Genomic DNA, 25,335 nt, shown 5'->3' with positions numbered 1-25,335 from the left:
TAGTTATTGCCGTTGATTACTAGGGTGACGGTATCCCCCGTGTTGAACTCTCCACCTACGGTGCCGGTGATGGCGACATTGCCTCCGGCTTCGGCGGCATTGACCACGTTATCGGCGGTCACATCATCCAACGTGATGCTGATAGTCGGTGCTGTGGTATCGATGGTGATATTCCGAGTAGCCTGAGTAGCGGCATTGCCAGCTAAGTTGCTCACATCGGCGGTGACGGTTTCACTTCCTTCAAAGTTGGCAATGTCTGCCACTGGCACATTCAATGTCCAGGTGTTGTTACTTACCGTTGTGGTGTACGTGTTGCCATCAATGGTGACCGTTACTGTCTGACCATTTTCTACACCCGTGGTTGTTCCACTCACTGCCACCGGACTGCCGGCTTCTGCTGCGTTGATGATGTCATCACTTGCAATGACATCAATCGCAATCGTTGGTGCATCGTTAACGCTCACATTAACTGTCGAGATCGCCGTGTTGCTGGTGTTTACCCCGTCATTAACGACTACATTGATAGTTCGAGCTGTGGTAATGGAGCTTGTTGTGCTGAAGGTAATGGCTTCGATCGCCGTTTCATAGTTAGCCCTGGTGGAACTACCAGTTAGGGTGACTACAATCTGCCCGGAAGAATTGGTAATGGCAGCAGTAATACCACTAGGCAAAGAACCGACAGTTAGTACATCACCTACTTGGGCATTAGTTAAAGTAATTGTGGCCGATGTCATTGTGGTGCTATCAGCATCGGCTATGGCCACATCAGTATCTCCAATCGCCACAGGGGCACCACCCAGGGAGAAGGTTGTTTGATAACCAGTGTTGCCATTTGCAGCAGTGCTGCTTGTATTAACTGATGGTGCTGGTTGGGTCGTAGAGGAAGTCCCCTGTTGTGTATTGGTTACAGCCCCGATCGTGTCATTAGAAGTGGAAGTTGCCGTGATGGTAGTGGAAGAACTACGAGTTATGGTGAAGGTATTAGTTCCACTACTGTAAGATGCAGTTCCCGATCCCAAAGCATTATTTATTGCAGTAACTAAATTCGCTGCTACAGTGTCAAATCTAGAATTACTATCCCCGCCAGTTACACCCGATGTCGTGCTTGAGTAGGTCGTTCCGGCAATGATAATAGTTATATTCTCAGCAGAAGAATCTGCACTAAAATTATTGACGTTGTTATTAAAGTCAACAGTATAAATCCAAGGTTGGGGCGATATATTTGTAATCCCCGCCGTCAGAGTAAAAGCATTAGTGGCACCGGGATTACTAGTTAGGGTAGCCGCATTAGAAGTTAAATTAGCTGGCCAGCTAACGCCTTTGGAAATCAAACGATTTGCTAGGGTAATTCCCCCAACGGTTACAGCTTTGAGCGCATCGTAAACAGCTTCCGCTGATGTGTTTCCCGATGTCACCGTATGGCTATAGGTAAATCCATCAACAGTGATGGAGACAATGTCGCCAACGTCATAGCTAGAACTAAAGGTGACTGTGGTAATTTGGGATTGAGGGCTTCCGTCAGAAAAATTTAAATCTAGTAATGGCGGGACAGCAAGTTGGCCAGGGCTTGTGAACCTCAGGGCATTAGTGAATTGCCCTAGGCGATTGCCTAAAGTAAAGGAAAAAAGCCTTTCATTGCCTGAACTACTAACTTCGGCTACGACTGTAACCGTAGAAACTGGAACCAGGTAATCTGCAATGATTGAAGCTGAATTGTCAAAATCACGGCCGTCTAAGTTGCCAGGTATTGAGGCAACTCTTATTATTCCTGGTGAGGGCTCTGTGACCGTAAGGCCAGTGGTAATATCAACTTCGTAAGCAGAGTATCCTTGTATCTCGTAGAATTCAACCCCTCCGTCAATATCAACTGCGCTAAGGGAAAAGTTGAAAAGACTGATAGGAGTGTTGGTACCTCCCTCCACGAAACTTATAACAAAGGTTGCCCTTCCATTAGTAGTCGGGTCAATGCCCGGTTCAAGTCTTGTCGGGTTATCGTTTGCATCAAAAGTAAAGCTAGCTATATTTGTACGGGTTGCCGTTACAATTGCATCTACTTGAATTCCATTAACAGTAATAATATTACTGTATCGACGAGTTGTTGAGGTGGCAGAGTTGATTGTCTCGGTGTCACCATTGCTTCCATTGGTAAAAGTAAAATCAAATGACTGAAAACCAGTATTTAAGTCTGCTTTTTCGACTGCTACAGAATAATTTCCAATATCTAGGATTTGGTGATCATTTTGGGATTTTAGGGCATCCAGATTGTAGTTGCCACCTCGAACTACATTCGCAAATATTTCTCCTTCGTCGCCTTGGCTATCGGCCCCGTCATTTAAGATTTGATCAAAATCATGGCCAATCTCTTCGAGCAAGACAGCAACAATTTGCTCTTGGCTGGCGGTGGCAAACCAATCGGCATTCAGATAAATAGTCGGGGTACCAGTGGTTCCGGTCGCACTGTAGGCCCCCAAAGCTCCCTGTAATTCAGTGCCAGAACGTACTTCCAGACGGATTTGGTAACTACCATCCAGAATGGAAGACCGCAAAGATTCTACATTTCCCGTCCAGCCAGCAGTGCCAGCGGTGGCGCTAAAAGGGATGGCTAACTGAGTGAGATAGTCAGATTGGGCAAAAAAGCCGGAAAGTTGCTCCTGTACTAACAATTGCAGGGCATCGAGCCGTTCGGTGTAGATACCAGAGGAATCTACTAGGTCGAACAAAGACCATTCGCCGTTGCCATCCAAGACGCCGGGATAGGCCGCTAACTCAGGAGCAGAAAAAATATTTTCCATGACAATATCACCCGTTTGAAAATCTAAATGCCAATTACCACCCAGGGCTTGATGCCCGATCGCCGTAGTGGAAGCGGCGACCCCGGCCTCAGTTAACCCAGCTAACTTTTCAACAAATTCCGCACCGGCATCCCCGGCAGCCACATTGCAACCGTAGAGAGATAGTTGGGGGGACTCTACCCCAGCAAACCAGCCTTTTAACTCCTGACTGCGAAGGGCCAAATTATCCAAGCCCAGATGACCATTACCTAGGTGCAGAAAGCCAGGGGAACCATGGCAAAGAATATGCAGAGAACGAACAGCACCTTGTCTCCCAATCGCTTCAGTAATCTGCCGGAGACCGTCCTGGTCGGGGTCTAGGGTTATTGCTGCAACATTGGGCAGAATAGCCGCCTGAAGCAGGCCCCCATGGAACACCCGGGAGTCAAGGACAAACAAGGTCGAGTTGTGCATATTCAGGATTAAAAGACTCGAAAAAATTGAAAAATTATTTAGGATTCAAGCAGCGGCTAACACAATGGCAGCTCAGTTCGGGGCCGGAGCTCCAGATAAACTCAGTTAGGCGGTTAAACTTAGTTAAAGCAACGGCGCAACCAAACACGGAAAAACAGTTAGAGAAAAGCCCTTTGACCTTTCCGCAATCTCCTCGCGAATGGGGACAGATGAAAAAAACATCCCGAAATTTCTCCGTATTTACCGATATCTAACCCCATCTTACCCAAAAAAAACTAAAAGTATTCACGGTTGCCATGCAAATTTGTCAGGTTACGGAGTTTCCCCGACTGCCGGTAAAAAAATTAACCCTCCACCAAGGCCTGAGGGCTGGGGGCAACAAATTCGTAATTACACTTAGACCGGGCATTCTACTGACAACTAACGATGCCCATCTTTTTCTGGCCGGGATTGGGAAAAAATTTCCCGCCAGGGCTTGGTGGCACAGACACTACAGCGGCCCCAACGTTCGATTTCCCCCGGGTTAACCGCACTGCCGCATTGGGGACAGGACTGCAAAACCTCGGCTCGTTCTTTTAGGGTGGTGAGCCACTTTTCCAGGGCTTCTGCTGCACTGGTGACTTTTTCACGGCGATCGCCTGGAGGGGGAGGAGCAGGCCGGGGCATGGGGGCAGAGGCTTCCGGCAGTTTACCCGAATGTTGTTGGTGCCAGTGGAGAGGGGAAAAGCGTAGATCCTCCAAAGGCTCCGTCAACTCCCGATTTAGTTTGGCCAAAAGATTAATGCGCTGCAGTTGAAGATTTTGGGCCAGGGCCGGGGAAATGACCGCCACCGTCAGTACCCTCCGCTGAACGCCGAGGGGTTTGGTACAGTCCCGTAAACGGGGATCGATCACCTTCTGCCAAGCTTCTTTGACCAATTGGTAACGGCGCAGTTGTTCCCACCCCGGCGATCGCCTGAGATGGCCCAGTAAGTGGTCGAGATTGTTTAAGCCCATGGTGTGCCTCCCTTGGCGGTGGAAATTCCCCGGCCATCCCCCCAAAGCCTAGACCGAAATGGGGTAAAGTAGGCAAGGTAGAATGGTTTCTGCGCCCGGATTTTTGCTCAATTAAGCTTGGCTACGCCTTTGAATTTAACAAGGAGAATTTATGTTAACCCTTAAAATCGCCGTTTATATCGTTGTTGGCCTGTTTATTTCCCTGTTTATCTTCGGCTTCCTTTCCAGTGACCCCACCCGGAACCCTGGCCGCAAGGACTTTGAATAAGCTTTAGCCAAAAAAATTTTCCTCTCTCCCTAGACTAATTTTTGTGCCAGGGGTAGATTGGAACCTGATTGCTCTCCTCCACCGGAGAGTTTTTTGTCGCTGGGGCCACAGACGAAACGATTTCTGGCAATTGATCGTCCCCCTTGTTAACCAAGCCCAGTTAGCCTTAGCTTTATATTTCAGTCCAAAAAAGCAAATGTTAGCGTTGGCGTTTAGTTCGTCGATTTAAATGCCCCCTATTGTTTCCCCTCCCCCTCCTCCGGTACCCATTGAAGTGATCAGTCCGAGGGAGACTGAAGAAATGCTGGCAACTGACGGGGCAACACTTTCCTCGTCCACTCCTCCATCGGCGGACCCGGCGATCGCCCAGGCTTCGGCCAAGGATCTGTACCTTAATCCCAACTCTGGTTTGTCCCTGGGGGGTGCCCCCGTTGCCCCCAACTCTAAAATCGGCGATCGGCCTGTGGAGGTACCCATTCCTACGGCCAAGAAAATTATCAGTCAGTCCCGGGACGGAGAGATTCAAGAATATCTGATCACAGCCCCCAGCGAGTCCGAGCTAGAAGTAATCACAGGACCCACGGGGGAAGCTGAGCCCACAGTTGAAGAAAAGGGCCAAGAGGCGATCGGTGTAGTCGATGAAGTCTTGGAAATCGACCCTGGAGTCACCCCTCCCCCAACGACAACAGAAAATAACCCAGAGCCGAGCCAGTTTCTGGATAGTTCCCCTATTCCGGCCACGGAGGCAGATGAAGTTGCCATTCCCCCGGAAGTAATCGAACTAATTTCCGACCACCAAGAATTTGACAGCAATCGGGAAGTGGTCACCGCCACCGGGAACGTTACCATGCGCTTTGCCAATGGGCTATTGCTGGCCGATCGCCTACGGGTTAATTTGCCGGACCGGTTTGCCGTGGCTGAAGGGAACGTCACCCTGAAGCGGGGAGAACAAATTCTCCAGGGGCAAAGATTTGAATACTTCTTTGTTCTCAACCAGGGGGTAATCTACGACGCCAACGGGGAAATTTACCAGCCCAGCACCGCCCGGGACTTTGCCCAAACTGTGCCCGCTGACTTTGGCAACCCCATTGTCTCTAACCAAAGCTTGAACGATCGCCTGGCCATTAATCAGCCCCTCACCAACGTAGTGGGGCAAGAAGGCTTTCGGGCCGGCATTGGGGCCAGTAACCCAGGGGCCCAGAGTGCTAGCCAAACGGACACCGGCGGCCAAGTCAATCGCCTCCGTTTCCAGGCAGAGCAGGTGGACTTCGACGCCGATGGTTGGCGGGCCAAGAAAGTTCGCATCACCAACGATCCCTTTAACCCCCCGGAGCTAGAGGTACAAGCAGAAACTGCCGATTACTATAACGTCGCCCCGGAGGTGGATGAACTCAAACTCACTGGCTCCCGGGTGCTGCTCGACCAAACCACATCCCTGCCCTTCCAGGACCGTCTCACCATCGATCGCCGCGATCGCCAACCGGGATTAATTAGCATTGGCTATGACGGCGAAGACCGGGGCGGCCTATACGTCCAGGGGAATTTCACCCCCATTGACACCGACAGTGTCACCTTTCAAGTTAAGCCCCAATACCTGGTGCAAAAGGTCTTTTTCCCCGACGCTTTCCCCCTGGCCAACCAGAGCGATGCGGAGGTTTGTGCCCTTTGCCCCGCTGCCTTTGGTTTGATTACGGAGTTGAACGTCAACTTCAATGAGCGGATGAATTTACTGAATACCCTCAACTTTTCCAACCTCAATTTGGATGCCATTGACGATTCTCTCCGGGCCAAACTAGCTTTGCAGAATAAATTGGGGGATTTGGGCAATCCCTACGATCTACGATTTGAGTACAATTACCGCGAGCGCTTATACAACGGCTCCCTCGGTTTCCAGACGGTGCAAAGTAGTGTGGGGGCGATTATTGTTTCCCCCACCATTTACCCCTTTGAAGATCCCAGCTTGGCCCTCAACTATCAAGCATCTGTGCAGAGCGTGGAAGCCAGTACCGATCGCCAAGAATTGATTAACCCCACCACCGGGGATAACCTGGTCAGCCTGATGCGTTTACAGGGGGCCGCGTCCCTGACTAAATATTTTGTGCTTTGGGCCGGGGAAGCCCTCCCCCCCACCGCGGAAGAAGGCTTGCGCTATTCCCCCAATGTGGTGGTGCCCTACGTGGTGTTCAACACTGGTATTACCGGCGTGGGCAGTTACTACGGCGATGGCAGTACCCAACCGTCCCTCACCGGCACCGTCGGCTTTTTTGGGCAATTTGGCAATTTCTCCAAGCCCTATTTGGACTACACCGGCTTTAACATTGGCTACTCCCAAGGCATTCGGGGGGATGCTTCGCCATTTTTCTTTGACCGCTTTGCCGACACGGAGATAGTTAGCTTTGGTTTAACCCAACAAATCTACGGGCCATTGCGGTTTGGGGTGCAGGGAGCCTACAGCTTGACCGCCAACGAACAAATCAGCACTGACTACGTTTTGGAATATAGTCGCCGCACCTACAATATCCAACTACGCTACAACCCCCAACTCCAAGTAGGCTCGATCAATCTACGCATCAGCGATTTCAACTGGAGTGGGAACCCGGGCACCTTTGATGGCAGTGACATCCGCCCCGTTACCCAAGGGGTTATTCGTTGAAGCTCAACATAGGCTGGGGCTGACAATTGTTCCCAAATTTATGTCTGCTTTTGTTGACATTTTTGTAGCGGAGGACACCGTTCAATTCTCGGCCTATGGACGGGGAAAAATTCAGATAATTTTAAAGGGATCAAGCCAAAATGACCTGATCCCCGGGTTTTTTATTATGTTAAGGGTCTTTATAAAGGTGACCCCGTGTTATTTCGTTGGATCAATTATGGCTGATCCCCAGGCGATCGTTGTTTTTTTTAAGATTCTCTTTATAATTCTCATAATCATTTCTTATTAAGTTTTGTAACAAAATTATAGCCCAAGGGAATCAGGGGAGCAACCCATCCCCGGATCGGCTAGGTAGTCCCCGGGTTGTAGCTTTAAGCAAACTTACTCAAGGGCCCCCTGGAGGGTAACCCCCAGTTTTTGGGAAAGCCAAACCTCTATGTTTCTGATCGACCAAGGATAGAGGGGCTTGCCTGGTAACACCATGGGCTCCACCAAAATGGTAAACATCCCCAAACGGTTCCCCGCCAGCACATCGGTAAAGAGGCGATCGCCCACCATGGCAACAGCTTCCACCGGCAATTGCATTTCCGTAATGGCCTGGCGCAGTTTACGACGGGAAGGTTTGGCGGCCCCATAGAGGAAGGGTAAATCTAGGGTTTGGGCTACCCCCCCAATGCGAGACTCGCTCATATTGTTGCTCACCAACCAAATGGGCAGTTTGGCTTTGATGGGATCAATCCACTCCCGCAACTCCTCTGACACCTGATCCCCCCTAAACGGCACCAGGGTTTCGTCCACATCCAACACTAAACCCTTGACCCCATGGTGATCGAGGATGGCGAGGGACAACTCTACAATGGTTTTACCCAAAACTAAATCCGGTTGTAGTAACTTTGCGCGGGTCATGGTGGGGCAAAAAATAAGGGAATTTAACAACAAACAATAAAAATACAAGTGTGCGAGCACTATGGCAGATTAACCTGTTTTTTCAGCAGTCGAATTTCCGCTGGGGAAAGAAAGCGAAACTGGCCACTGCCCAGCACCTTTCCCCTGGTGTGCAACTGTAGGGGGCCAATGGTGCGGCGATGGAGTTTTAACACGGTCAATCCCAATTCTTCGGCCAAACGACGAATTTGCCGATTGCGCCCCTCCGTCAGGGTAACTAACAGGTGAATCTGGTCTTTGGTTTCGGAAATTACCTCTAGGGTGGCCGGTAGGGTTTTTTTGCCATCTAACATCATGCCCGATCGCCACTTTTCCAGATCTTCATCGCTGGGATTACCCTCTAACCAAACGTCATAGGTTTTGGGCAAATGGTAACGGGGATGGGTCAGCCGCAGGGTCAACTCGCCGTCATTGGTGAGCAGGAGAGCGCCGGTGGAATTACGGTCTAACCGACCAACGGGATGTAGTCCTTTGCCCCGTTGTAAATCCTGGGGAAGTAGATCTAGCACCGTTTTCCGGCCCCTCGGGTCTTCACAGGTGGAAAGCACATCCCTCGGCTTATTGATGAGCAAGTAAAGATCTCGGGGGCGATTATCAGCCTTAATTTGTTTCCCATCCACCGAGAGAAAATCCCGCTGGGGATCGGCCTTGTCCCCCAAGCTAGCCACTTTGCCATTGACGCTGACCCGCCCCGCCAGAATCATTTCCTCCGCATGGCGACGGGAGGCAATGCCCCACTGGGAAAGCAATTTTTGAATACGTTCAGCCATAGGTTATCTGGCAACCTCAAAGGGTAGGGAAGAAAGGATAAGCACAACGGAAATTAATAGGGAATGAGACTCAATTATGCCAATTTATGCAGCGCCCACCATAATAGATCCTTCTTCTTTCCTCGTTCGCATGAAATATATCAAAACTTTCTTGAACTGTTTTACCATGGCAATGTCAGGAAAATTGGGTCTCGTTTACGGTGATTCCATGCTTCCAGTAAAAAAATCACTTGCAGATAAAGTATTGATTTGCGTTGTTGATCCTGCGACGGCATACTAATGGTCAGCCTTACGTTGCTTTTTTGGCATTACCGGAAAGTTAGCTATTTTCTAGCGTCCGCTATGTAAAAAGCAAAACAGAGAGAAGAGACAAAGTTAGAATACCTCTGCAAGTGATCCTCCTTCGGGAGTATTTCTATCCTGTTTATGAGGCGATCGCCTATGGGCTACGAGCAATGATTCCTAATGGTTTGTCAATCGCATCAAATCTATTGTGGAAAGGATTGCTTAAGGTATGATGAAACTTAGTTAAGTCACAGGCATCACACGCCATTGTGAAACTCTTAACTTTGTTACTTGCGGCATAAGTATAGATTTCCGTTGTTGATCCTGCGACGGTGTATTGCCCGGTTAGCTTTACCTCAAGACTCTGTAATACTGTTGTTACAGAACAGAGAGAAGGGACTTAAGTTGGTATAACGCCGCAAGTAGCTTTTAATTTTTGTTGATTAGTTGTCGTGGGGAGAAAAGAACATGTTAGCTAGTGTTGCACAAGAAACAGTAAAAAATCACTCATTAGATCGTCAAGCTCAGATAAAAGAAAGATTTATTTTGCCGGGTTCCCAAGCAGAATTACGCCAGAAATTTCTAGCATTGCAAACTCCAGACGATGTTGCTCGTTTGCTGAATTTAGATTATCGGCGCTTGGCTCATCACATTTATCATGTATCAGAAGACAAGAAGTATAAAACGTTTACTCTACCCAAGAAAATGGGGGGAGAACGGACAATTTCAACGCCTGTTAGTGCGTTAAAGATTATTCAATGGAAGCTGAACCAAGTCCTGACAACAGTTTATGAGGTAAAACCTTCTGCCCACGGTTTTGTGCCAGGTAAAAATATTGTCACCAATGCCAAAGCCCATGCGGGTAAGCGTTTTGTGTTGAACTTGGATTTAGCAGATTTTTTTGGCACAGTTAATTTCGGACGGGTGCGGGGTCTATTCATGAAAGCACCTTATAATTTGTCAGCTTCGGTGGCTACTGTGTTAGCACAAATTTGCTGTCACGAGAATAAGTTGCCCCAAGGTGCGCCGACTTCTCCAATCATCACCAATATGCTCTGTGCCAAGATGGATAGCCAGTTACAGCGTTTGGCGAAGGAATGTCGAGCAACCTATACCCGTTATGCAGACGATATTACGTTTTCAACAACTTTAAAGGAGTTTCCCGAAGCGTTGGCCTATGCCATTGAAACCGAGGATGGTGACAAATTGTTACTCGGTGATCGACTTTTGGGGATTATTGCGGACAATGGTTTTAACATTAATGAGAAGAAGGTAAGGCTTCAAGTACGCGGCAATCATCAGGAGGTGACGGGCTTAACCACCAATGAATTTCCTAACGTCAAACGGACTTATGTACGGCAAATTCGTGCAATGCTCCATGCTTGGGCTAAGTTTGGCTTAGAGGCAGCGGAAAAAGAATATCGTGAGAGGTATAATTCCAAGGCTCGATTTGCCCTCAAAGGAGAAGTTAGCTTTAAGCAAGTGCTTAAGGGTAAAATTGAATTTTTAGGAATGGTAAAGGGGAAAAAAAGTTTAACCTACAATAAATTTTTAAAATCATACTATAACTTAACTAATTTCGGGAAAAAATAAATCCTTATTATTTATATGTCCGAGCATCAAAGTTCCTTATCATCCTCTTTTTATTCAAATCTGGACACCATTCTTCAATCAGTTCTTGGAGATGACATATTACTGGCAGTTAACCACGCAGTTAATAGTTACGTCGAAACAGTTAACAAATGTCAAATTAATTACGCTGATGTTCAAGATGATGATATCAAAAATCAGTTAGAAGATGATAATAAGATGATGCTTATAGCCAGATCAAGAAATGATTTTGTTGAATATTGTAAATGTGCTACTTTGTCGATTGAATCAGTTCTTAGATATTTTAAAGATATCAATAAAAATAATTATGAAGCTTTTTTTGACAATAATAATTTTCCATATAAAAGCAAGTATATTGAGCTGAAATTTTGGTTTGATTTTATGAATGAAAATCGGATGTCTCAAGAATATTGGGATTTGGAATGTATTTTGAGATTGCGAGATGCTACAAGTCATAGAAAACTAGGATTAGCAGATGTTGAACAGATGATTAGAGAGTTTAATAACCGCAATGCTGTCATACGAGACAAAACAATATTGTTTTATAAAAATAGAAACTTTGAAAAAGTTAAAAACAGAACTGAGTGGCTGATCAAGAAGACTTTGGTTAACCTACAAATACTTAGGTGATTATGTCGATCACAACTGTTTTTTGTTTAATAGGTTGCACATCGAGCGGTAAATCAACCCTCGCCAATAACCTCATCAAACAAAATCCTAATTATCAAATCATCTCCACCGATAAAGTCCGTGCCCAATTATTTGGAGATGAATCAATTCAAGGCAACTGGCAACAAATCGAAGATGAAATCTTTAGACAAATCAAAGAACATATTGATTCAAATCATTCAGTTATTTACGATGCAACCAATGCCAAACGACCCTGGCGCATGGAACTGATTCAAAAAATCAAGCAATTGAGTGATATTGACATTATCGGCATACATCTCAAAACCCCATTAGACATCTGTAAACGATGGAATCAACAGCGCGATCGCCAAGTTCCAGAATTTGTCATTGATGACTATTTCCAAGCCTTAAAACAATTTCCCCCCATCCCCGCTGAAGGCTTTACTGCTGTTATTGATATTCCCTTTAAAGATGGTAGTCTCGACCTCAGTAAACTAGGAAATCAACTGACTAAAGTTTCCCGTAGTCAAATCAACCGTCGGAATCGCACCCAGAATCGCAAAGTTGAACTCCATCAATATTCTAGGTTACTAGATTTTGATCGCCTAATGCACCTGATTAGCCTGCTCATTCACTATCCCGGCATTGGCAACTTACAATATACTGACCCAAAACAATTAGAAGCAATTCTAGGAACAGAACAAAAATTTGAGACTGAAATTGATGAAATCTGTGCCATTATCAGCAAAATTTACCATCCTATTTATGCAAATAAAGACGCTATCAATCGTGATTTAGACTGGCTGCAGACTAACAATCTTATCGGCATCAACCAAAACCCCAAAGAAATCACATTAAGTCCCCTAGAAGATCCTGATTTAATTACCCATCCCTATTCGGAAAAAGATGCTTTCTGTCGATTAATAAAAACCATTCGTTTCATTCTTCACAATCCTTTATTACACAATCCCGAAGCCACTGCTCAGGAAACCTTTATCAACGAAATAGAATCCCAAGGCATTGTCGAATTTAACAGTGGCAACAGTATTAGAAAAGATATTGAAAAAATTCTAAAACCTTACCAAATTCTCCCAAATATTTCCCTCCGACGAGGCTATTTTGCCGGAACTAGCATTCTCTCTGAATCAGATTTATTGCGGGTGTTCAAACTATTAGAAGCCCAAGCAAATGGATTAGATGATCCCCTAGCGTTAGGAGTTTACGAACGCTTTAAAGAAAGATTGAGCCATTCTTATAAACTTGATAAGGCGGCCTATCCTGTCCGCGTTATCCACAATCGCAATATTGTCGATTTAGATAGCTTACCCCGTAGTTCCCTTGCTGGCAGAATCCATGAAGTAGAGCAAGCCATTGAAAACGCATATCAACTAGAAGTTAAATATTTTAAAGGAGTAGGACGTTTCAGCAAGGAGTCTGATAACTTTTTTATGATTTATCCAATTCAGTTAGTGTTTCATAATATTGGCTGGTACTTAGGCTTTGAAATGGTTAATGCTGAGCAATCTGGCCTATTGAAGTTTGGGCGCATTGATCGATTATTTTTAAGCAAAGTTATTCCCATCGCACGATCGCCAGAAGAACAAAACCTAGCCCTGCAAAAACTCGAAACCCTTTGTCAGTCCTGCGGTGGTATCTTTTTAGGAAACAACGTCACCGACCAAAAAAATTACTTAAGCCACAAAGTCTCCCACAAAAAATCTGTTGAAATTGAGATTGAGCTATGGTTTTCAGATTATATGTTTCGTTTCGTCAGTGAAGGCAACAAACGCTTTCCTCTTAAACAAATGCGGATGTCTCCCAAATTAGACCAAGACCAGCATCGCAAGTCTGTCGCCCCATACAACTTACCCAAAACCGGCGATGAACAATTTCCCAATCGCTTTCGGGTCACCTTACCAAAATGGATGTTAGAGGATATTGATTTTCGGCGCTGGATCATTGGCTTCGGCAATCAAGTCAAGATAATTTGTCCTCCAGAATTAGTTTCTAATATACAAGCTCATGGTGAAAGTATAGCTAAAGTCTATTCCTCAGACCATTAAAAAACAATGATTTTGTCATTCGCATGAAAACCCCAAAATCATTGATGCCATGCGATAAGATAACAATCGTTGGAACTAGAGAGGTAAAAACTATGACGACTGCTAAATATAAAAACTTATTTTTCGATATGTGCGCCCATGCTTTTTCTCAATGTGATGCTAGCCAGCTTGATAGTCATGAAAAATCTATTGGTCCAAAATATCACAGGCATAGTCTGCCAGCGATTAAGTCTATTCAGCGCCTAATTTTTGATGCAGAGAATTATGATGAGAATATTATTCAAAATTTTGATGAAATTATCAAATGGATGTATAACAATGAACAGGACGCTGTATGGGCAGCTCGAATGGCTCTCAAACAGAAAAAAGAGTTTCAAAAGGTTGATCGCAAAAATTTAGAATTTAATTGTCCTGAAACTCCAGATAGAGCTTTGCCAGGCTTATTTTTCTAAAAATTCAATTGGCATTTTTTTTAATCATAGGGTTAAATTGAGCCAACACCAACGAGGGCTTCAAACCTTGATGGAAGGACTCGTTAAATAGAAGCTAGGCGATTGCCAAACAAAGACAATTCTAAGGTATCATAGAAGACATAGTATAGGTAAAGAAACTGGAATGATAGAAGATTACTTAACCGTTGCCTACTATTTAAGTGGCATTGCTGAATGTTATTTCACGTCTATGTATGGGGTTGAAGATATGCCTAAAAGGGCATTAGTTTTAAAATTGGAAGATGATCCTTACAATATACGTTGCATAGAATTCAAAACTCCAGAAGAAGAAGGTGACGAATGTTCTTGTTACGTTAATCTTAATGGGCGAGTTATTATTCCTTCAGTTGTACGGTATAAAGATCATCCAATTAAACGACTCCGACAATTGCATAAAGCGACCAATATTCCCTACGTTAAGATGATTTATAATCTAATGGAAATTGCCGAGTGTGCTAAAGGCATGGAATTGCCAAGTGATACGTTTAATCATGTATCAACCATTGTGACACTAGAGTTAGCAAGGTATGTTAACAGAGGTAAGGATATAAAATTTCTAGATAATCCCCCCGCTTTGTAGTTTCATTCTAATTTTGGAGATACTAAGTATGAAAGTAATTAAAAAATCAATGAAATATCCATCTAGCGAAATGGAAGAGGATTATCGTTCGATGGTAGATTACTTAAATGAAGCTGATTCTCACTTTGTTTATATGAAAACTAGTGGAGGTAAAAATAAAAGAGGATTAGGTATATTTAAGGAAAATGAATCCAAACATATGAGATATATTTATATTAACTCACCCGATGAAAAAAGTAATCATGACGGTCTTGATTACGTGCATATTGAAGAAAGAACTTTTGTAGCTCATGTTGTAAGATACGAAACTAATCCACTAGAGCAACTTCGACAGTTACATCAAATAACAAATTTTAGTTACGCATCAATAGTTTATGACGCAGTTAAAATAGCTCATACTCTTAAAGGAATAACAATATCTACTTCTGCTCTCCAGTATCCCTATGTCTTTTCTGACCTGGGCTTGGCTACCTATGTTAATAAAGTATTTGGTCAAAGAATTAAATTTTTGGAAAATCCCCCCAGTCTATATATAGGCAATCCACCTTTAGCTTTTCCTTAATCAAACCCCTGATTTATTTACTGATTTATTTATCGTTCTCATTTCTATTAAAGGAACTATTAATTTGGGTAGCGTTTGAGTTGGTCAAACTGAAGCGATAGTCGCTGTATCAAATACCTTTCAGAAGAAATTTATGTTTTTACAAGATTCAATAATATTATTCAAATCTAAATAGTTATTATTTAGATATTCAATTTCTGCAAAGTTAATTGAGTTGCATATATAAAGGAGTTCATCTAAGAAAATATTTAGGTTCAATAACCTTGAATTATCATTTGTATTCTCAATAAATTCTGACAAGTTAAGGTTAATATTTTTAGTATTTATTTTAGTTAGTTGAGTAATTAATTTAACATTAGTATTTTTGTATAAATTCCAATTTGAAAATAGTGCGTCGACTTCTTTGTATATTTTATTTTTTAGGTTTATTTCTTTATCCGTACGAGCAAATCGATCTTTTTGTTGATCACTATATACTAAATCTAGAGTATTAATAATTTGCATTTTTTCGAAAGACAAACCATATTTATCTGTCAGATAAATATTTGATATATTCTTTTTGAGCAATTTAATAGTTTCTATTGCCTTGATATTTGATATATTATCAATTAATTTACTGGTTAAAAGTTGGTTCAAATAATTTTCTAGAGTTTTTGATGATTGGTAAAAATCATATTGAATTTTCAAGTAATTATTTTCAAAATTATTAAGAGATAAGCTTTCGTACCCCAAAAACATAATAATTTGATTGAAAAGTAAAATACTTGAGTATTTATTCCGTTGATTTTCTATAAGTGTAATAATAAATAATATAAGTTTTAAAACATTATTAAAAACAGGAGATTTGTTTAAATTTAGGAATAACTCAACTTTGGTTAAAGTAAATTTGTGAATAGAGCAAAAAGATTTATCCAGTAATGTAATTGCATTAATGCTTGAATACGAATTTTTAATTCTAACATTCTTAATACAATCTTGAATTTTTATGAATTTTTTATGTAAAACTTTAATAGCATTTACATTTTTCTCAATTTGGTCTATATATGAAGTTAATGATTTAATTTTTTGTACTTTATCGTCTGTCATACTCTCATTAACAATAATATATTTACTTAAAAACTCCTCCTTGAGAAATTTTATTAAGATGAGATATTTATTCCAATTGTGGATTATGTACTCTGTTTTATCAATTAATTCACTATGATTTTTGTGCAAGTAAAATAATCTTGATTGGGAATATTGAGCTAGTAGATTAATGTTTAAGTTTAGATTGTTTTTTGTTGCTATCTCATTATATATTTCACTATATAAGTCTGTTAAAGATGCTAATATTTTCTCATCTGATAGATAATAATTAAAGTCTAGCATTGAATTTTTTTGTATCAAATCAGGTGATTTCATCAGAATTATAAAAGCATCACGATAGTTTCCGATTTCGTGGCACTTTCCAATAACTCTTTCAGCAGAAATATTTGCTGCCTTATAGTAATCAAACGCCTCTAGATAATTTCCATTGATAAGGGCATGATGCCCGTAGCATTCAAGAGCATCTACTATTAAGCTTGATAAGTTAGACTTGCTATAGAAATCAGCAGCTAATATATATTCTCTTCTTTTTTTTGCTAAGTGTCCCAGGCATCGCTGAGCATATTGAGGAGTATTGGCTAACAAATAAATATCTGCTGCTTGTTCATATAATTCTGCTTCTTCTAATTCCCATGCAGAATTTATATAATCTTGATTAGAGCTTTGAATATTAATTATTTCTTTAAATTTATCTTGTGCTAACTTTCCTTTTACAGGATGAATTAATCTAATAGGTTGCCAATTATATGGAATATATTCATCAATAATTAATAGAACTTTTCTTGGTCTAGTTATAGCTACGTTAAGTAAGTTTATCAGGTATTTATACTGATATCGAATATATTTTTCATTTGTTTGTTTATCAGAAGATAAATAGTTCCAATATTTTTTGCTCTTATTAAAAAACTGCCATAAAATTACGTAGTCTCTTTCTAAACCTTTAGATTCATGTATTGTAAATATTGCTCCCTTATTAAAATGCTTTGATAACTCTAGCTTTGCCTTATCATCCCATACAATAATCATAACTTTATGGGATAGTTTCTGGTTAAAACTTTTAGAATCTTCAAAATTCTTGAATTTTTCTAGAATATAGATAGGTTCTCCAATGTTAATTGCTTTTAGGCTGTTCTCTTTTTGATTATCTAGAAAATGTGTATTTCTCCACTCAATTATATGATTAGCAAAATTAACAACTGGTTCTGGTGAGCGAAAATTTACATTGACTTCATCCAGTTTTGGAGTAAATTTTTCATGTGATTGTTTTTGCTTAAATAAATCGTTAATATATAAGTAGATTAAAGCTTTTATTTTTTTCCAATCAAATCTACTTGGATGAATTGCTTGATGCATATCTCCTGCAAAAAATATACCATTATAATTTGAACTAAGTTCAAGAATTAAGCGAATATGAAATGAGGTCAAATCCTGAACTTCGTCAACAATTATCTCTTCATATCTATTATTTTTTTTGTTATTAATTATTATTTGATATGCTCTTTGTGATAGATCCAACTCATCCCATAGTCCATTACTACTAAGATATTTTTGGTATTTTTGAAATGCATTATAATAATGTCTTCTCTCATTTTCATTCAGAAAAACTTGCTTGTATGGAATATTTAAATATTCTTCAAGAGTTAGACAATTAGTATTTAGAACATCAATACTTTCGTGTCCCTTAATGATTCCTCTTATCTCTTCCCACAAAGTATCAATTTGACATTTGTTATTTCCTCTAAATGCAGGAATTTTACAAAAAATCTCAAAATTCATTTTATCATTTAGATTAAAACTTAGTCTATCTTTTTGATCGCCAAATTCATTCAAGACTTTAAAGCATAATTCATCAATTGTTAAAAAAATAGGCTGACTCACATTAATATTAAGACATATTTGCTCGTATAAATATTTTGCGTGACTTGATAATTGCTTGGTATAAGTCACATATAATCTATTCTTTTCTGGATTTTCAAATGATTGGTTAATAGATGATATCAGTCTATACATGGCAATGGTTGTCTTTCCACTCCCCGCATTACCCTTCAAAAGAACCGGTCCAGGCAATGTGCAATATTTTTGTTGTTCATTATGTAAAACCCATGGCAAATCAGAATTTTCATTTTCTAGCAATCTCTGATGATGAAATAAATTCCACTCACGATATAGTGGTGTTTGCTTTTCCTCAATATATGAATTTTCTTCCACATTTTCCGCAAATTTTTCATTGTCGAAAATATGCATCATCTCTTCTATGCTAGGGAAAATATACTTTTCTTGATGAAGTTGATTGCCTTCTTCGTGTGTTAATACTCTACCAATTATTAATAAATATCCTTGATTGTTGCTCCTAATTTCATAGGCAAGTCTAAGATGACTGTTTAATCTTATTTTCCATTGGTTACCACTTATATGTCTTATTTGTTTTCCTATGCTTGAAGGATTTACATAATGTTCGGATATAATTTCAACGAGCTTATCTAGTCTATTTTTAAATGCTGGACATTCCAATATAGACAACCATGTACTATTTTCAATATAAACTCCATCAAAAATCATTTAAACACTCCTTTGTTAATGTACGAGAAAATTTCTAAATAGAATAAATTTGTAAAATTTCATCGCCGTAGTGATTAATCACCTTAACTGCGATTTTGCCAGGATTCTTCCCCTTGCCTTTCGGGGGAGTAAGAGGTTGACTTGTACTGCTGTAGAGTTGACTCCAAGCATCTTAATCAATCTCCGTTTTAATCCCGCATGCAACATTGCTATTTTTCAAAAATATCTCTAATAGGCTAGTATTTTAGCTTAAAATCTAAATTTTTGTTGATAAAAGAGCGATAAAACTAATCTGAAAACTTTCTAGTCCAATCATCATGCGGCAAATTGCTTCGTAGGTGGGAAAATTTCATTTCTTAAAGCTTAATTTTCCTGTTTTGGGTTAGTCCATTGCACATAAACCAATAAGAGAGCGAGCAAAAAGTAGCTCACTGCCCAACTGGCTCCAGCGCCCCAACCCAGGGCCATGACTGTGTCGGCCCCAGTCCAGCGGTAACTGTGCATTAATCCCAACCAGGATAGGACCCCAGCGGCGATCGCCCAGAGGGCAGCTAGGCCAAATTTCTGTTCAATGATGTAAACGGTCATAGCAGCGAGGATCATGGCCGAGAAAATTACTCCCTGTTCCAAAGCAAAGGCCCCGGTAATAAACAAATCTGCCTGTTGAAAAGCGGGCACTAACTCGGGAGTAATGGGATTATCCGGAGTGCCTAGACCTGCGACCCGGAGGGAATTTTTGGCCACTAAGGCACCCCAGGCGGCAATGCCCGGTAATAGGCCGACCACTACAGCGGGGTAATGATTAACCGGAGTAGCACTGAAACTCTGGCTGACAATGATGATGCCAATCCAGAGCACGATCGCCATGGCACTATCGATGGGAATGAGATAAACCAATAAACTAAGGCTGCCAGTGAGACATAAAATCGCCATCACCAAACCGTTAAGCCAGGAGTAACCAATCCTTGCGCCCATATCTTTGCAACCAGGATGGCCAATGTAAATGGTGGTGGGAAAACAGGAACCAAATAGGGCGGCCACAATGGTGCCCAGGCCATTCACTGCCAAGCAAGGTGCCGTGGGATAATCGTCCCCCGCCGCCGCCGCACTTTCCAGGTTTTGCAAACTACCCACCAAATTAAACAGTCCCATGGGCAGAATGATGCTGAAATAACTGACCAATACTCCCTTCGCCTGCCAGAGGCTGGCCAGATCCAGGCTGGGTAGATAAATTCCCAAGGGGGCGATCGCCGTTTCCACCTGTTGAGCATCCCAAGTGACCAATCCCGTTGCCCAGGCCAGAATGGTCCCCAGCACAATGGCCATCAATCCGCCGGGAATAGCCAATTTTAGTCCCGGTAACCGGAAAGTAACCTTGCCGAAATAGCTGAGCAGAATGACCCCCAAGGGCAAAATGCCCACCAAGGGATGGGCGTAGGTGCGAAGGAAAAAACCAAGGGCAATGAAAGTCAAAGCAATGCCCGCTAGGGTGGAAAGTAGAGCGGCCCTGGGGGTATAGCGCCGTAACCAATCCGCTCCCCAAGCCCCCGCCAATTCGATCAGACCGGAGCCAAAACAGGCCACTAAGCCCGCCTGCCAAGCCAACTCCGCCGCCGCTTCACTACTAGCCCCAGAGCCGATCGCCAATAATCGCACCGGGAGCATAACCAGAAAAATATAGGCAAACAAACTGACTGTGTTGATGCCGTAGGGCAAAGCGGTGATGTCATCCCGTCCTTCCCGTTTTCCTTGGTGATAGGCCAGCCAACTGTAATAAAAGTTGCCGACAATCAGGCTAATGGCAATGCTGGGTAAAATACGCCCGTAGATCAGGGTGGGGGGAAATTGCAACACTGATTGGGTCAATCCCACAATCACCAGGATCTGCACCAAGTTGTTCACCGCCAGGCCAAAGAAGCCATCAATGTCCTGTTTGACAAACCAACGGGGGGCGATCGCCAGAGCAGTCATAAGCCTGTTAATGAAATGGTGAACGGGGCCAACTAGCAGCCAACATAAAAAGGCTACTCCATCCCTGGGGAAAAACAGTCATTTTTCTGGCCATGGAGATTTGGTTTACTAAGCTGGCTTAAGCGGGGGTAATTCAGTCACAACCGGCATAAGCCAACGGGACATTTGAATTGCTAAAAAGTCCAGCAAATCCTCTGAGGGGATGGGATGGGCAAAATAATATCCTTGCCCCGCATCGCATCCCAGCCAATGAAGTTGGGTTAGATGTTTTTCTGTTTCAATGCCCTCGGCAATTAGGCTTTACCAAATAGTTTTGACATGGGAATAGCTCAAGATTTTTTGGTCACAGGTAATCAATGGGATTTCGTACCGCCGGGCGATCGCCACTAAAATTCTGTCGGCAGGATCCTTATGAAAGTTTCCAGGCAGATTAGCACTATCAATTGCGTCGGAAGGAGAAAGAGGTTCAATAACTGTGCCAGGTTGTTGTTTGGCTAATTCAAACCATTCGTGAATCGGTAGAGGAAGTTGCAGTTTATTGAGGCTTTGTTTAGTGGCAATTTCCCAGACTGAAATACTGGAAATAAGAATGCTATTGTTGTTTTCAGATTCGGTAATAATGCCCTGGGCTGGGGTCGATAATTGATCAGGATCGTGAAGTAACCACAGCCAAGTATGGGTATCAAGGAGAATCATTCCGTTAATACCTCCCACAATTCTGGCATGGGATCATCAAAATCTTCACTAATAGTGATAGGTAAGCCGCGCAGAGGATAGGTTTTTTTTGAGTTTTTTTTGAGGTCAGTAGTATCTTTTTGGATAGCATTTAGAAGCGTTTGAACCAGTTCCCATTTATCTTGGGTAGGTAATTTTAGGATTTGCGATTGAATCTCTTGTAAGTTCATAATTACTGGTCTCCAGGTTGGAGTTTTTTCAATATACCCGGCGATCGCCGTAGTATTCATAGCACTTAGGAAGCGGTAAGCCGAGTTGATCAACGGCTCAACATAAAAAGGCTACTCCATCCCTGGGGAAAAACAGTCATTTTTCTGACCATGGAGATTTGGTTCACTAAGCTGGCTTAAGCGGGGGTAATTCAGTCACAACCGGCATAAGCCAACGGGGCATTTGAATTGCTAAAAAGTCCAGCAAATCCTCTGAGGGGATGGGGTGGGCAAAATAATATCCTTGCCCCGCATCGCATCCCAGCCAATGAAGTTGGGTTAGATGCCGCTCAGTTTCAATGCCTTCGGCAATTACATCCAATCCGAGGGTGTGGGCCAGGGTCACAATGGTGTGGACAATGGCAGTGTTTTGGTCGTTGGGCTCCATGGTGTTCACAAAGGACCGGTCCACTTTAATGGTGTTGATGGGAAAGCGGTGCAGATAACTGAGGGAAGAATAACCCGTGCCAAAATCATCAAGGGAAATCTGGATATTTCTCTGGCGTAAACTGGTCAACACATCGGTGGCCAAGTCCAAATTATCGATCAATAAACTCTCGGTGATTTCCAGTTTGAGGTCCTGGGGCCTCAAGTTGGTGATGGCCAAAATTTGATCCACCGTTTGGATGAGCCGTTGGTCGCGCAATTGACGGCCGGAAACATTAACACTTACCTGGAGATGGGGAATGTGGGGAAATTTTTCTTTAATTTGCAATAATTGCCGACTCGCTTCCCAGAGAATCCAATCCCCCATGGGGACAATTAAGCCCGTTTCTTCGGCGATCGCCACAAACTCTTCCGGCAGGAGCAGACCCTCTTCGGGATGATGCCAACGCACCAGGGCCTCGATCCCCTGTAACTGTCCAGTTTTGAGGCAGATAATCGGTTGATAATATAACTGCAACTCGTGGCGAGCAATGGCCCGCCGTAGATCATTTTCCCGCTGGAGCCTCTGCACAGCATGGTGGTGCATGGTCTGGTTGAAAATAGCGTAGCGACCCTTACCGGCGGCCTTAGCTCGGTACATGGCGGTGTCTGCGTCCCGCAAAATATCTTGGGGATGGCCATAGTGGGGATGGTTGAGGGCAATGCCAATGCTGGTGTTAGTGAAAATTTCCTGGCCGTCCAAGTTAAACGGCCTTTGTAATTCCTGGTGAATTCTTTGGGCCACGGCGATCACATCTTCGGGACAGGTGATGTTTTCAATCAACATGGTGAACTCATCCCCCCCTAACCGGGCCAAGGTATCCTCCGGCCGCAAACATTGGCGCAGACGATGGGCAATGCCCTGGAGTAGTAAATCCCCACAGGTGTGCCCCAAACTGTCGTTGATAATTTTAAAGCCGTCTAAATCCAGAAATAGCACCGCAAACCTTAAATCCTGACGACGTAAATTTCTTTGCAGAGCATGGCCCAGGCGATCGAGGAACATTAGCCGATTGGGCAAATTAGTCAGGGAATCATGGTTGGCGTTGTAGTGGAGTTTTTCCACCGCCGATTTACGCTCAGTGATGTCACTGTCAATGCCGTCGATACGCAGGGGTTGATGCTGGGCATCCCGCACCAATTGACTACGGCGAAATAGCCACCGCTCCTTGCCCCCTGGTTGCACAATGCGATACTCCAACTCCGTCTGGCCTTTCTCCATTAGTAATTGCAGGTGATATTCCAGCAAAGGGCGATCGCCGGGATGAACCCGTTCAAACCAAAAATTTTTGCTCTGGTAACACACCTCCAGGGGTTGGCCATAGACCATGGCGGTGGTGGGATTGAGGTAAAGGGTGGCAAAACTAGCGGCATCGGCGGACCAAACCACATCCTGGATGGAGCCTAAAATTCCCTCCAAGCGTTGCTCACTGGCGGACAGGGCCTGCTCGGCGGATTTCCGTTTGGTAATGTCCGTCAGCATGGCCAGCTCCCCCCGGTAATTATCCCATTGGTCATACCACGCACTGCGGGACACCAAACCCCAGAGCACACTACCGTCTCGCCGTTGCAGTTGGACGTCGTAAACCTGATAATGGTTGGGCAACATACAGCGAGGGAAAGATTGCAAAGTCTCTTGATGACTGTTTTGCGACTCCGGCAAATGGTGAATGGCAAGGACAAAGGCCGTAATATTTTTCTCTAAAATTTCCTCTACCGAATAGCCCAACATATCCGCCAATTGCTGGTTGGCAAAGGTAGTTTGTTGGTCTTGGTCTAAAATCCAAATTCCCTCGGAGGTTAGCTCCACAATGTGGCGGTATTTTTTTTCACTTTCCGCTAGGGCCAGGCGGGCTTGGTGTTGTTCACTGATGTCCCGCAGGGAAACCAAAAAGGCCTTACCCTTTTGCCAATGGATGGGGGACACCCTCATTTCCGCCACCACTACATCTCCGCCGAGGGGGGTGAGGGTAATTTCGGTCACCTGATCCGCCACAAAGGGAATCCCAAAGGGTTGCTGCAGCAGTTCCCCTTCCCGTCGTTTAAACATCTGCTTGGCGGCGGGGTTAACAAATTGAATAATGCCTTCTTGATCGACAATTAATAGCCCATCGGTGATGGTGACGATCATCCTACTGAAAAATTCTTGGCTGGTCCGTAGTTGTTGTTCTGTGAGCTTCTGTTTAGTGACATCGGTTTGGATGCCGATGAAGTTGACTAAAAAATTGTGCTGGTTATAGATGGGGGACAAGTATAAATGATTCCAAAAAGGCACCCCGTCTTTACGGTAATTTTTCAGCACCACTTCGCATTTTTGGCCACGGGCGATCGCCGAGCGGAGTATGGCTAACTGTTTGCCCTGTTCCCCTTGGCGGTCTTCGTCGAGCAGAAAGCGGCAGTTTTGCCCCATCACTTCTTCACGGCTAAAACCAGTAATGGTTTCAAAACCATGGTTGACGTAAACCACGGCATTATCGGCATCGAGGGCATTGGTGATTAGAATCCCATTGGAACTAGCGTCGATCGCCTGCTCCAACAACAGTAATTTCTCTTCGTATTCCTGGCGGTCAATGGCAGCGGCCAGGATATGGCTCGCAACCGTGAGGAAATCAACTTCCTCGTCAGTAAATTCACGGGTGGTGAGACTGTAAACGCCCAGCACCCCAAACGCCGTTCTCGGCCCCGCCACAATCACATTGACCCCGCTGATAATGCCTAGGTTATGCAATAAAGGGGAGGCCCGAAATTTGGTACTCAACCTCAGATCCAGGGCAATCACTGGCTCGTAGTCTTCCACCCGGCGATCGCCGTTATAGCGGATGGTATAACCGGCGTAGGAACGGTCAGTGGCATCAATGGTGTAGTTCCCGATTAGGGATTGTTGCCAGCCCTCCCCAGCACAGAGCAGTAGGGCAGAACGGTTGGGTAAAAGTTCCCAAATGCCACAATAATCCACCCCCAAAGTGGCACTAATTAACTCGGTGGCTTGATCAAAAAATCTGTATAAATCATGGCTAAGCAAACCCCATTGCCCCAGACGCGCGAGGGCTGTCTGCAGACTTGACGTATTATTTTGTGGGGAAGGTAAACCCCGTTGGTGATGCCGGGCCAACTCCTGGGCTAATTTTGCTGTGGTCGTTTCTGCCGCCTTCAACTGTTGTTTGAGCTGGTGAATTTCCCTTTGTTGTTGACGCTCCAAATCATTGCCCATCGATTTATCATCCTGCCCAACCTCTATCCCCAGACGAGT

17 protein-coding genes are annotated in these 25,335 nt (G+C 43.6%); 8 read left to right on the top strand and 9 right to left on the bottom strand.

The window, feature by feature from the left end:
• Both H6G45_RS14225 and H6G45_RS14220 read right to left on the bottom strand, forming a co-directional pair.
• A partial coding sequence (locus H6G45_RS14225) for a DUF4347 domain-containing protein (RefSeq protein WP_190599058.1) occupies window positions 1–3,245 on the bottom strand: 3,245 nt, incomplete at its 3' end.
• Window positions 3,246–3,665: 420 nt separating this feature from the next.
• The gene (locus tag H6G45_RS14220) at window positions 3,666–4,241 is read right to left on the bottom strand and encodes a DciA family protein (protein ID WP_190599057.1); all 576 of its coding nucleotides are present in this window, start codon (window positions 4,239–4,241) and stop codon (window positions 3,666–3,668) included.
• A 151-nt stretch (window positions 4,242–4,392) separates the two neighbouring features.
• Between H6G45_RS14220 and H6G45_RS14215 the strand changes: the two genes are divergently transcribed.
• Window positions 4,393–4,509 (top strand): photosystem II reaction center protein I, encoded by a 117-nt coding sequence (locus H6G45_RS14215; RefSeq protein ID WP_010873313.1) that lies wholly within the window; start codon window positions 4,393–4,395, stop codon window positions 4,507–4,509.
• A 229-nt stretch (window positions 4,510–4,738) separates the two neighbouring features.
• Window positions 4,739–7,162 (top strand): DUF3769 domain-containing protein, encoded by a 2,424-nt coding sequence (locus tag H6G45_RS14210; protein ID WP_190599056.1) that lies wholly within the window; start codon window positions 4,739–4,741, stop codon window positions 7,160–7,162.
• Window positions 7,163–7,543: 381 nt separating this feature from the next.
• Here the strand turns inward: H6G45_RS14210 and H6G45_RS14205 are convergent, their stop codons facing one another.
• Both H6G45_RS14205 and H6G45_RS14200 read right to left on the bottom strand, forming a co-directional pair.
• Window positions 7,544–8,101, bottom strand: a complete 558-nt coding sequence (locus tag H6G45_RS14205) for a YqeG family HAD IIIA-type phosphatase (protein ID WP_199309786.1) — start codon at window positions 8,099–8,101, stop codon at window positions 7,544–7,546.
• Between the two features lie 26 nt (window positions 8,102–8,127).
• Complete coding sequence (locus H6G45_RS14200; protein ID WP_190599054.1) at window positions 8,128–8,877, bottom strand: pseudouridine synthase; 750 nt, start codon at window positions 8,875–8,877, stop codon at window positions 8,128–8,130.
• Window positions 8,878–9,630: 753 nt separating this feature from the next.
• On the opposite strand from H6G45_RS14200, the gene H6G45_RS14195 reads away from it, so the two are divergent.
• The 6 genes from H6G45_RS14195 to H6G45_RS14170 all read left to right on the top strand — a co-directional run bounded on the left by H6G45_RS14195 (window position 9,631) and on the right by H6G45_RS14170 (window position 15,099).
• Entirely contained in the window at window positions 9,631–10,755 is a 1,125-nt protein-coding gene (locus tag H6G45_RS14195) for an RNA-directed DNA polymerase (protein WP_190599053.1), read from the top strand.
• Between the two features lie 15 nt (window positions 10,756–10,770).
• The gene (locus H6G45_RS14190; protein ID WP_190599052.1) at window positions 10,771–11,403 is read left to right on the top strand and encodes a hypothetical protein; all 633 of its coding nucleotides are present in this window, start codon (window positions 10,771–10,773) and stop codon (window positions 11,401–11,403) included.
• 2 nt (window positions 11,404–11,405) lie between these two features.
• On the top strand, window positions 11,406–13,466 hold the full coding sequence (locus H6G45_RS14185; RefSeq protein ID WP_190599051.1) for an AAA family ATPase: 2,061 nt from the start codon (window positions 11,406–11,408) through the stop codon (window positions 13,464–13,466).
• Between the two features lie 92 nt (window positions 13,467–13,558).
• The gene (locus tag H6G45_RS14180) at window positions 13,559–13,918 is read left to right on the top strand and encodes a hypothetical protein (RefSeq protein ID WP_190599050.1); all 360 of its coding nucleotides are present in this window, start codon (window positions 13,559–13,561) and stop codon (window positions 13,916–13,918) included.
• A 163-nt stretch (window positions 13,919–14,081) separates the two neighbouring features.
• A complete protein-coding gene (locus tag H6G45_RS14175; RefSeq protein ID WP_190599049.1) occupies window positions 14,082–14,537 on the top strand; it encodes a hypothetical protein in 456 nt (151 codons plus the stop codon).
• 28 nt (window positions 14,538–14,565) lie between these two features.
• Window positions 14,566–15,099, top strand: a complete 534-nt coding sequence (locus tag H6G45_RS14170) for a hypothetical protein (RefSeq protein ID WP_190599048.1) — start codon at window positions 14,566–14,568, stop codon at window positions 15,097–15,099.
• A 120-nt stretch (window positions 15,100–15,219) separates the two neighbouring features.
• On the opposite strand, the gene H6G45_RS14165 is transcribed toward H6G45_RS14170, so the two are convergent.
• From H6G45_RS14165 to H6G45_RS14140, 5 genes are all read right to left on the bottom strand, one after another.
• Window positions 15,220–18,744, bottom strand: coding sequence for a UvrD-helicase domain-containing protein (locus H6G45_RS14165; protein WP_190599047.1), 3,525 nt, complete (start codon window positions 18,742–18,744; stop codon window positions 15,220–15,222).
• 363 nt (window positions 18,745–19,107) lie between these two features.
• Window positions 19,108–20,715: an NCS2 family permease gene (locus H6G45_RS14160; protein WP_190599046.1), complete on the bottom strand. Its 1,608-nt coding sequence runs from the start codon at window positions 20,713–20,715 to the stop codon at window positions 19,108–19,110.
• A gap of 300 nt (window positions 20,716–21,015) precedes the next feature.
• Window positions 21,016–21,411, bottom strand: a complete 396-nt coding sequence (locus tag H6G45_RS14150) for a type II toxin-antitoxin system VapC family toxin (RefSeq protein WP_190599045.1) — start codon at window positions 21,409–21,411, stop codon at window positions 21,016–21,018.
• On the bottom strand, window positions 21,408–21,680 hold the full coding sequence (locus H6G45_RS19305) for a hypothetical protein (RefSeq protein ID WP_199309774.1): 273 nt from the start codon (window positions 21,678–21,680) through the stop codon (window positions 21,408–21,410). Before H6G45_RS19305 ends, H6G45_RS14150 begins: the two co-directional genes overlap by 4 nt.
• Before the next feature lie 106 nt (window positions 21,681–21,786).
• Window positions 21,787–25,296: an EAL domain-containing protein gene (locus H6G45_RS14140; protein ID WP_242018180.1), complete on the bottom strand. Its 3,510-nt coding sequence runs from the start codon at window positions 25,294–25,296 to the stop codon at window positions 21,787–21,789.
• Window positions 25,297–25,335 lie beyond the last annotated feature (39 nt).

The organism is Synechocystis sp. FACHB-383 (assembly GCF_014698605.1).
GTDB classification, from domain to species: domain Bacteria; phylum Cyanobacteriota; class Cyanobacteriia; order Cyanobacteriales; family Microcystaceae; genus Synechocystis; species Synechocystis salina.
This window is presented reverse-complemented; position numbering and strand designations above follow the sequence as displayed.

What these genes read in the sequence shown, in the direction of transcription:
- H6G45_RS14220 (WP_190599057.1), bottom strand. Translation starts at nt 4,241, where the DNA reads ATGGGCTTAAACAATCTCGACCACTTACTGGGCCATCTCAGGCGATCG.
- H6G45_RS14215 (WP_010873313.1), top strand. Translation starts at nt 4,393, where the DNA reads ATGTTAACCCTTAAAATCGCCGTTTATATCGTTGTTGGCCTGTTTATT.
- H6G45_RS14210 (WP_190599056.1), top strand. Translation starts at nt 4,739, where the DNA reads ATGCCCCCTATTGTTTCCCCTCCCCCTCCTCCGGTACCCATTGAAGTG.
- H6G45_RS14200 (WP_190599054.1), bottom strand. Translation starts at nt 8,877, where the DNA reads ATGGCTGAACGTATTCAAAAATTGCTTTCCCAGTGGGGCATTGCCTCC.
- H6G45_RS14195 (WP_190599053.1), top strand. Translation starts at nt 9,631, where the DNA reads ATGTTAGCTAGTGTTGCACAAGAAACAGTAAAAAATCACTCATTAGAT.
- H6G45_RS14190 (WP_190599052.1), top strand. Translation starts at nt 10,771, where the DNA reads ATGTCCGAGCATCAAAGTTCCTTATCATCCTCTTTTTATTCAAATCTG.
- H6G45_RS14185 (WP_190599051.1), top strand. Translation starts at nt 11,406, where the DNA reads ATGTCGATCACAACTGTTTTTTGTTTAATAGGTTGCACATCGAGCGGT.
- H6G45_RS14180 (WP_190599050.1), top strand. Translation starts at nt 13,559, where the DNA reads ATGACGACTGCTAAATATAAAAACTTATTTTTCGATATGTGCGCCCAT.
- H6G45_RS14175 (WP_190599049.1), top strand. Translation starts at nt 14,082, where the DNA reads ATGATAGAAGATTACTTAACCGTTGCCTACTATTTAAGTGGCATTGCT.
- H6G45_RS14170 (WP_190599048.1), top strand. Translation starts at nt 14,566, where the DNA reads ATGAAAGTAATTAAAAAATCAATGAAATATCCATCTAGCGAAATGGAA.
- H6G45_RS14165 (WP_190599047.1), bottom strand. Translation starts at nt 18,744, where the DNA reads ATGATTTTTGATGGAGTTTATATTGAAAATAGTACATGGTTGTCTATA.
- H6G45_RS14160 (WP_190599046.1), bottom strand. Translation starts at nt 20,715, where the DNA reads ATGACTGCTCTGGCGATCGCCCCCCGTTGGTTTGTCAAACAGGACATT.
- H6G45_RS14150 (WP_190599045.1), bottom strand. Translation starts at nt 21,411, where the DNA reads ATGATTCTCCTTGATACCCATACTTGGCTGTGGTTACTTCACGATCCT.
- H6G45_RS19305 (WP_199309774.1), bottom strand. Translation starts at nt 21,680, where the DNA reads ATGAATACTACGGCGATCGCCGGGTATATTGAAAAAACTCCAACCTGG.
- H6G45_RS14140 (WP_242018180.1), bottom strand. Translation starts at nt 25,296, where the DNA reads ATGGGCAATGATTTGGAGCGTCAACAACAAAGGGAAATTCACCAGCTC.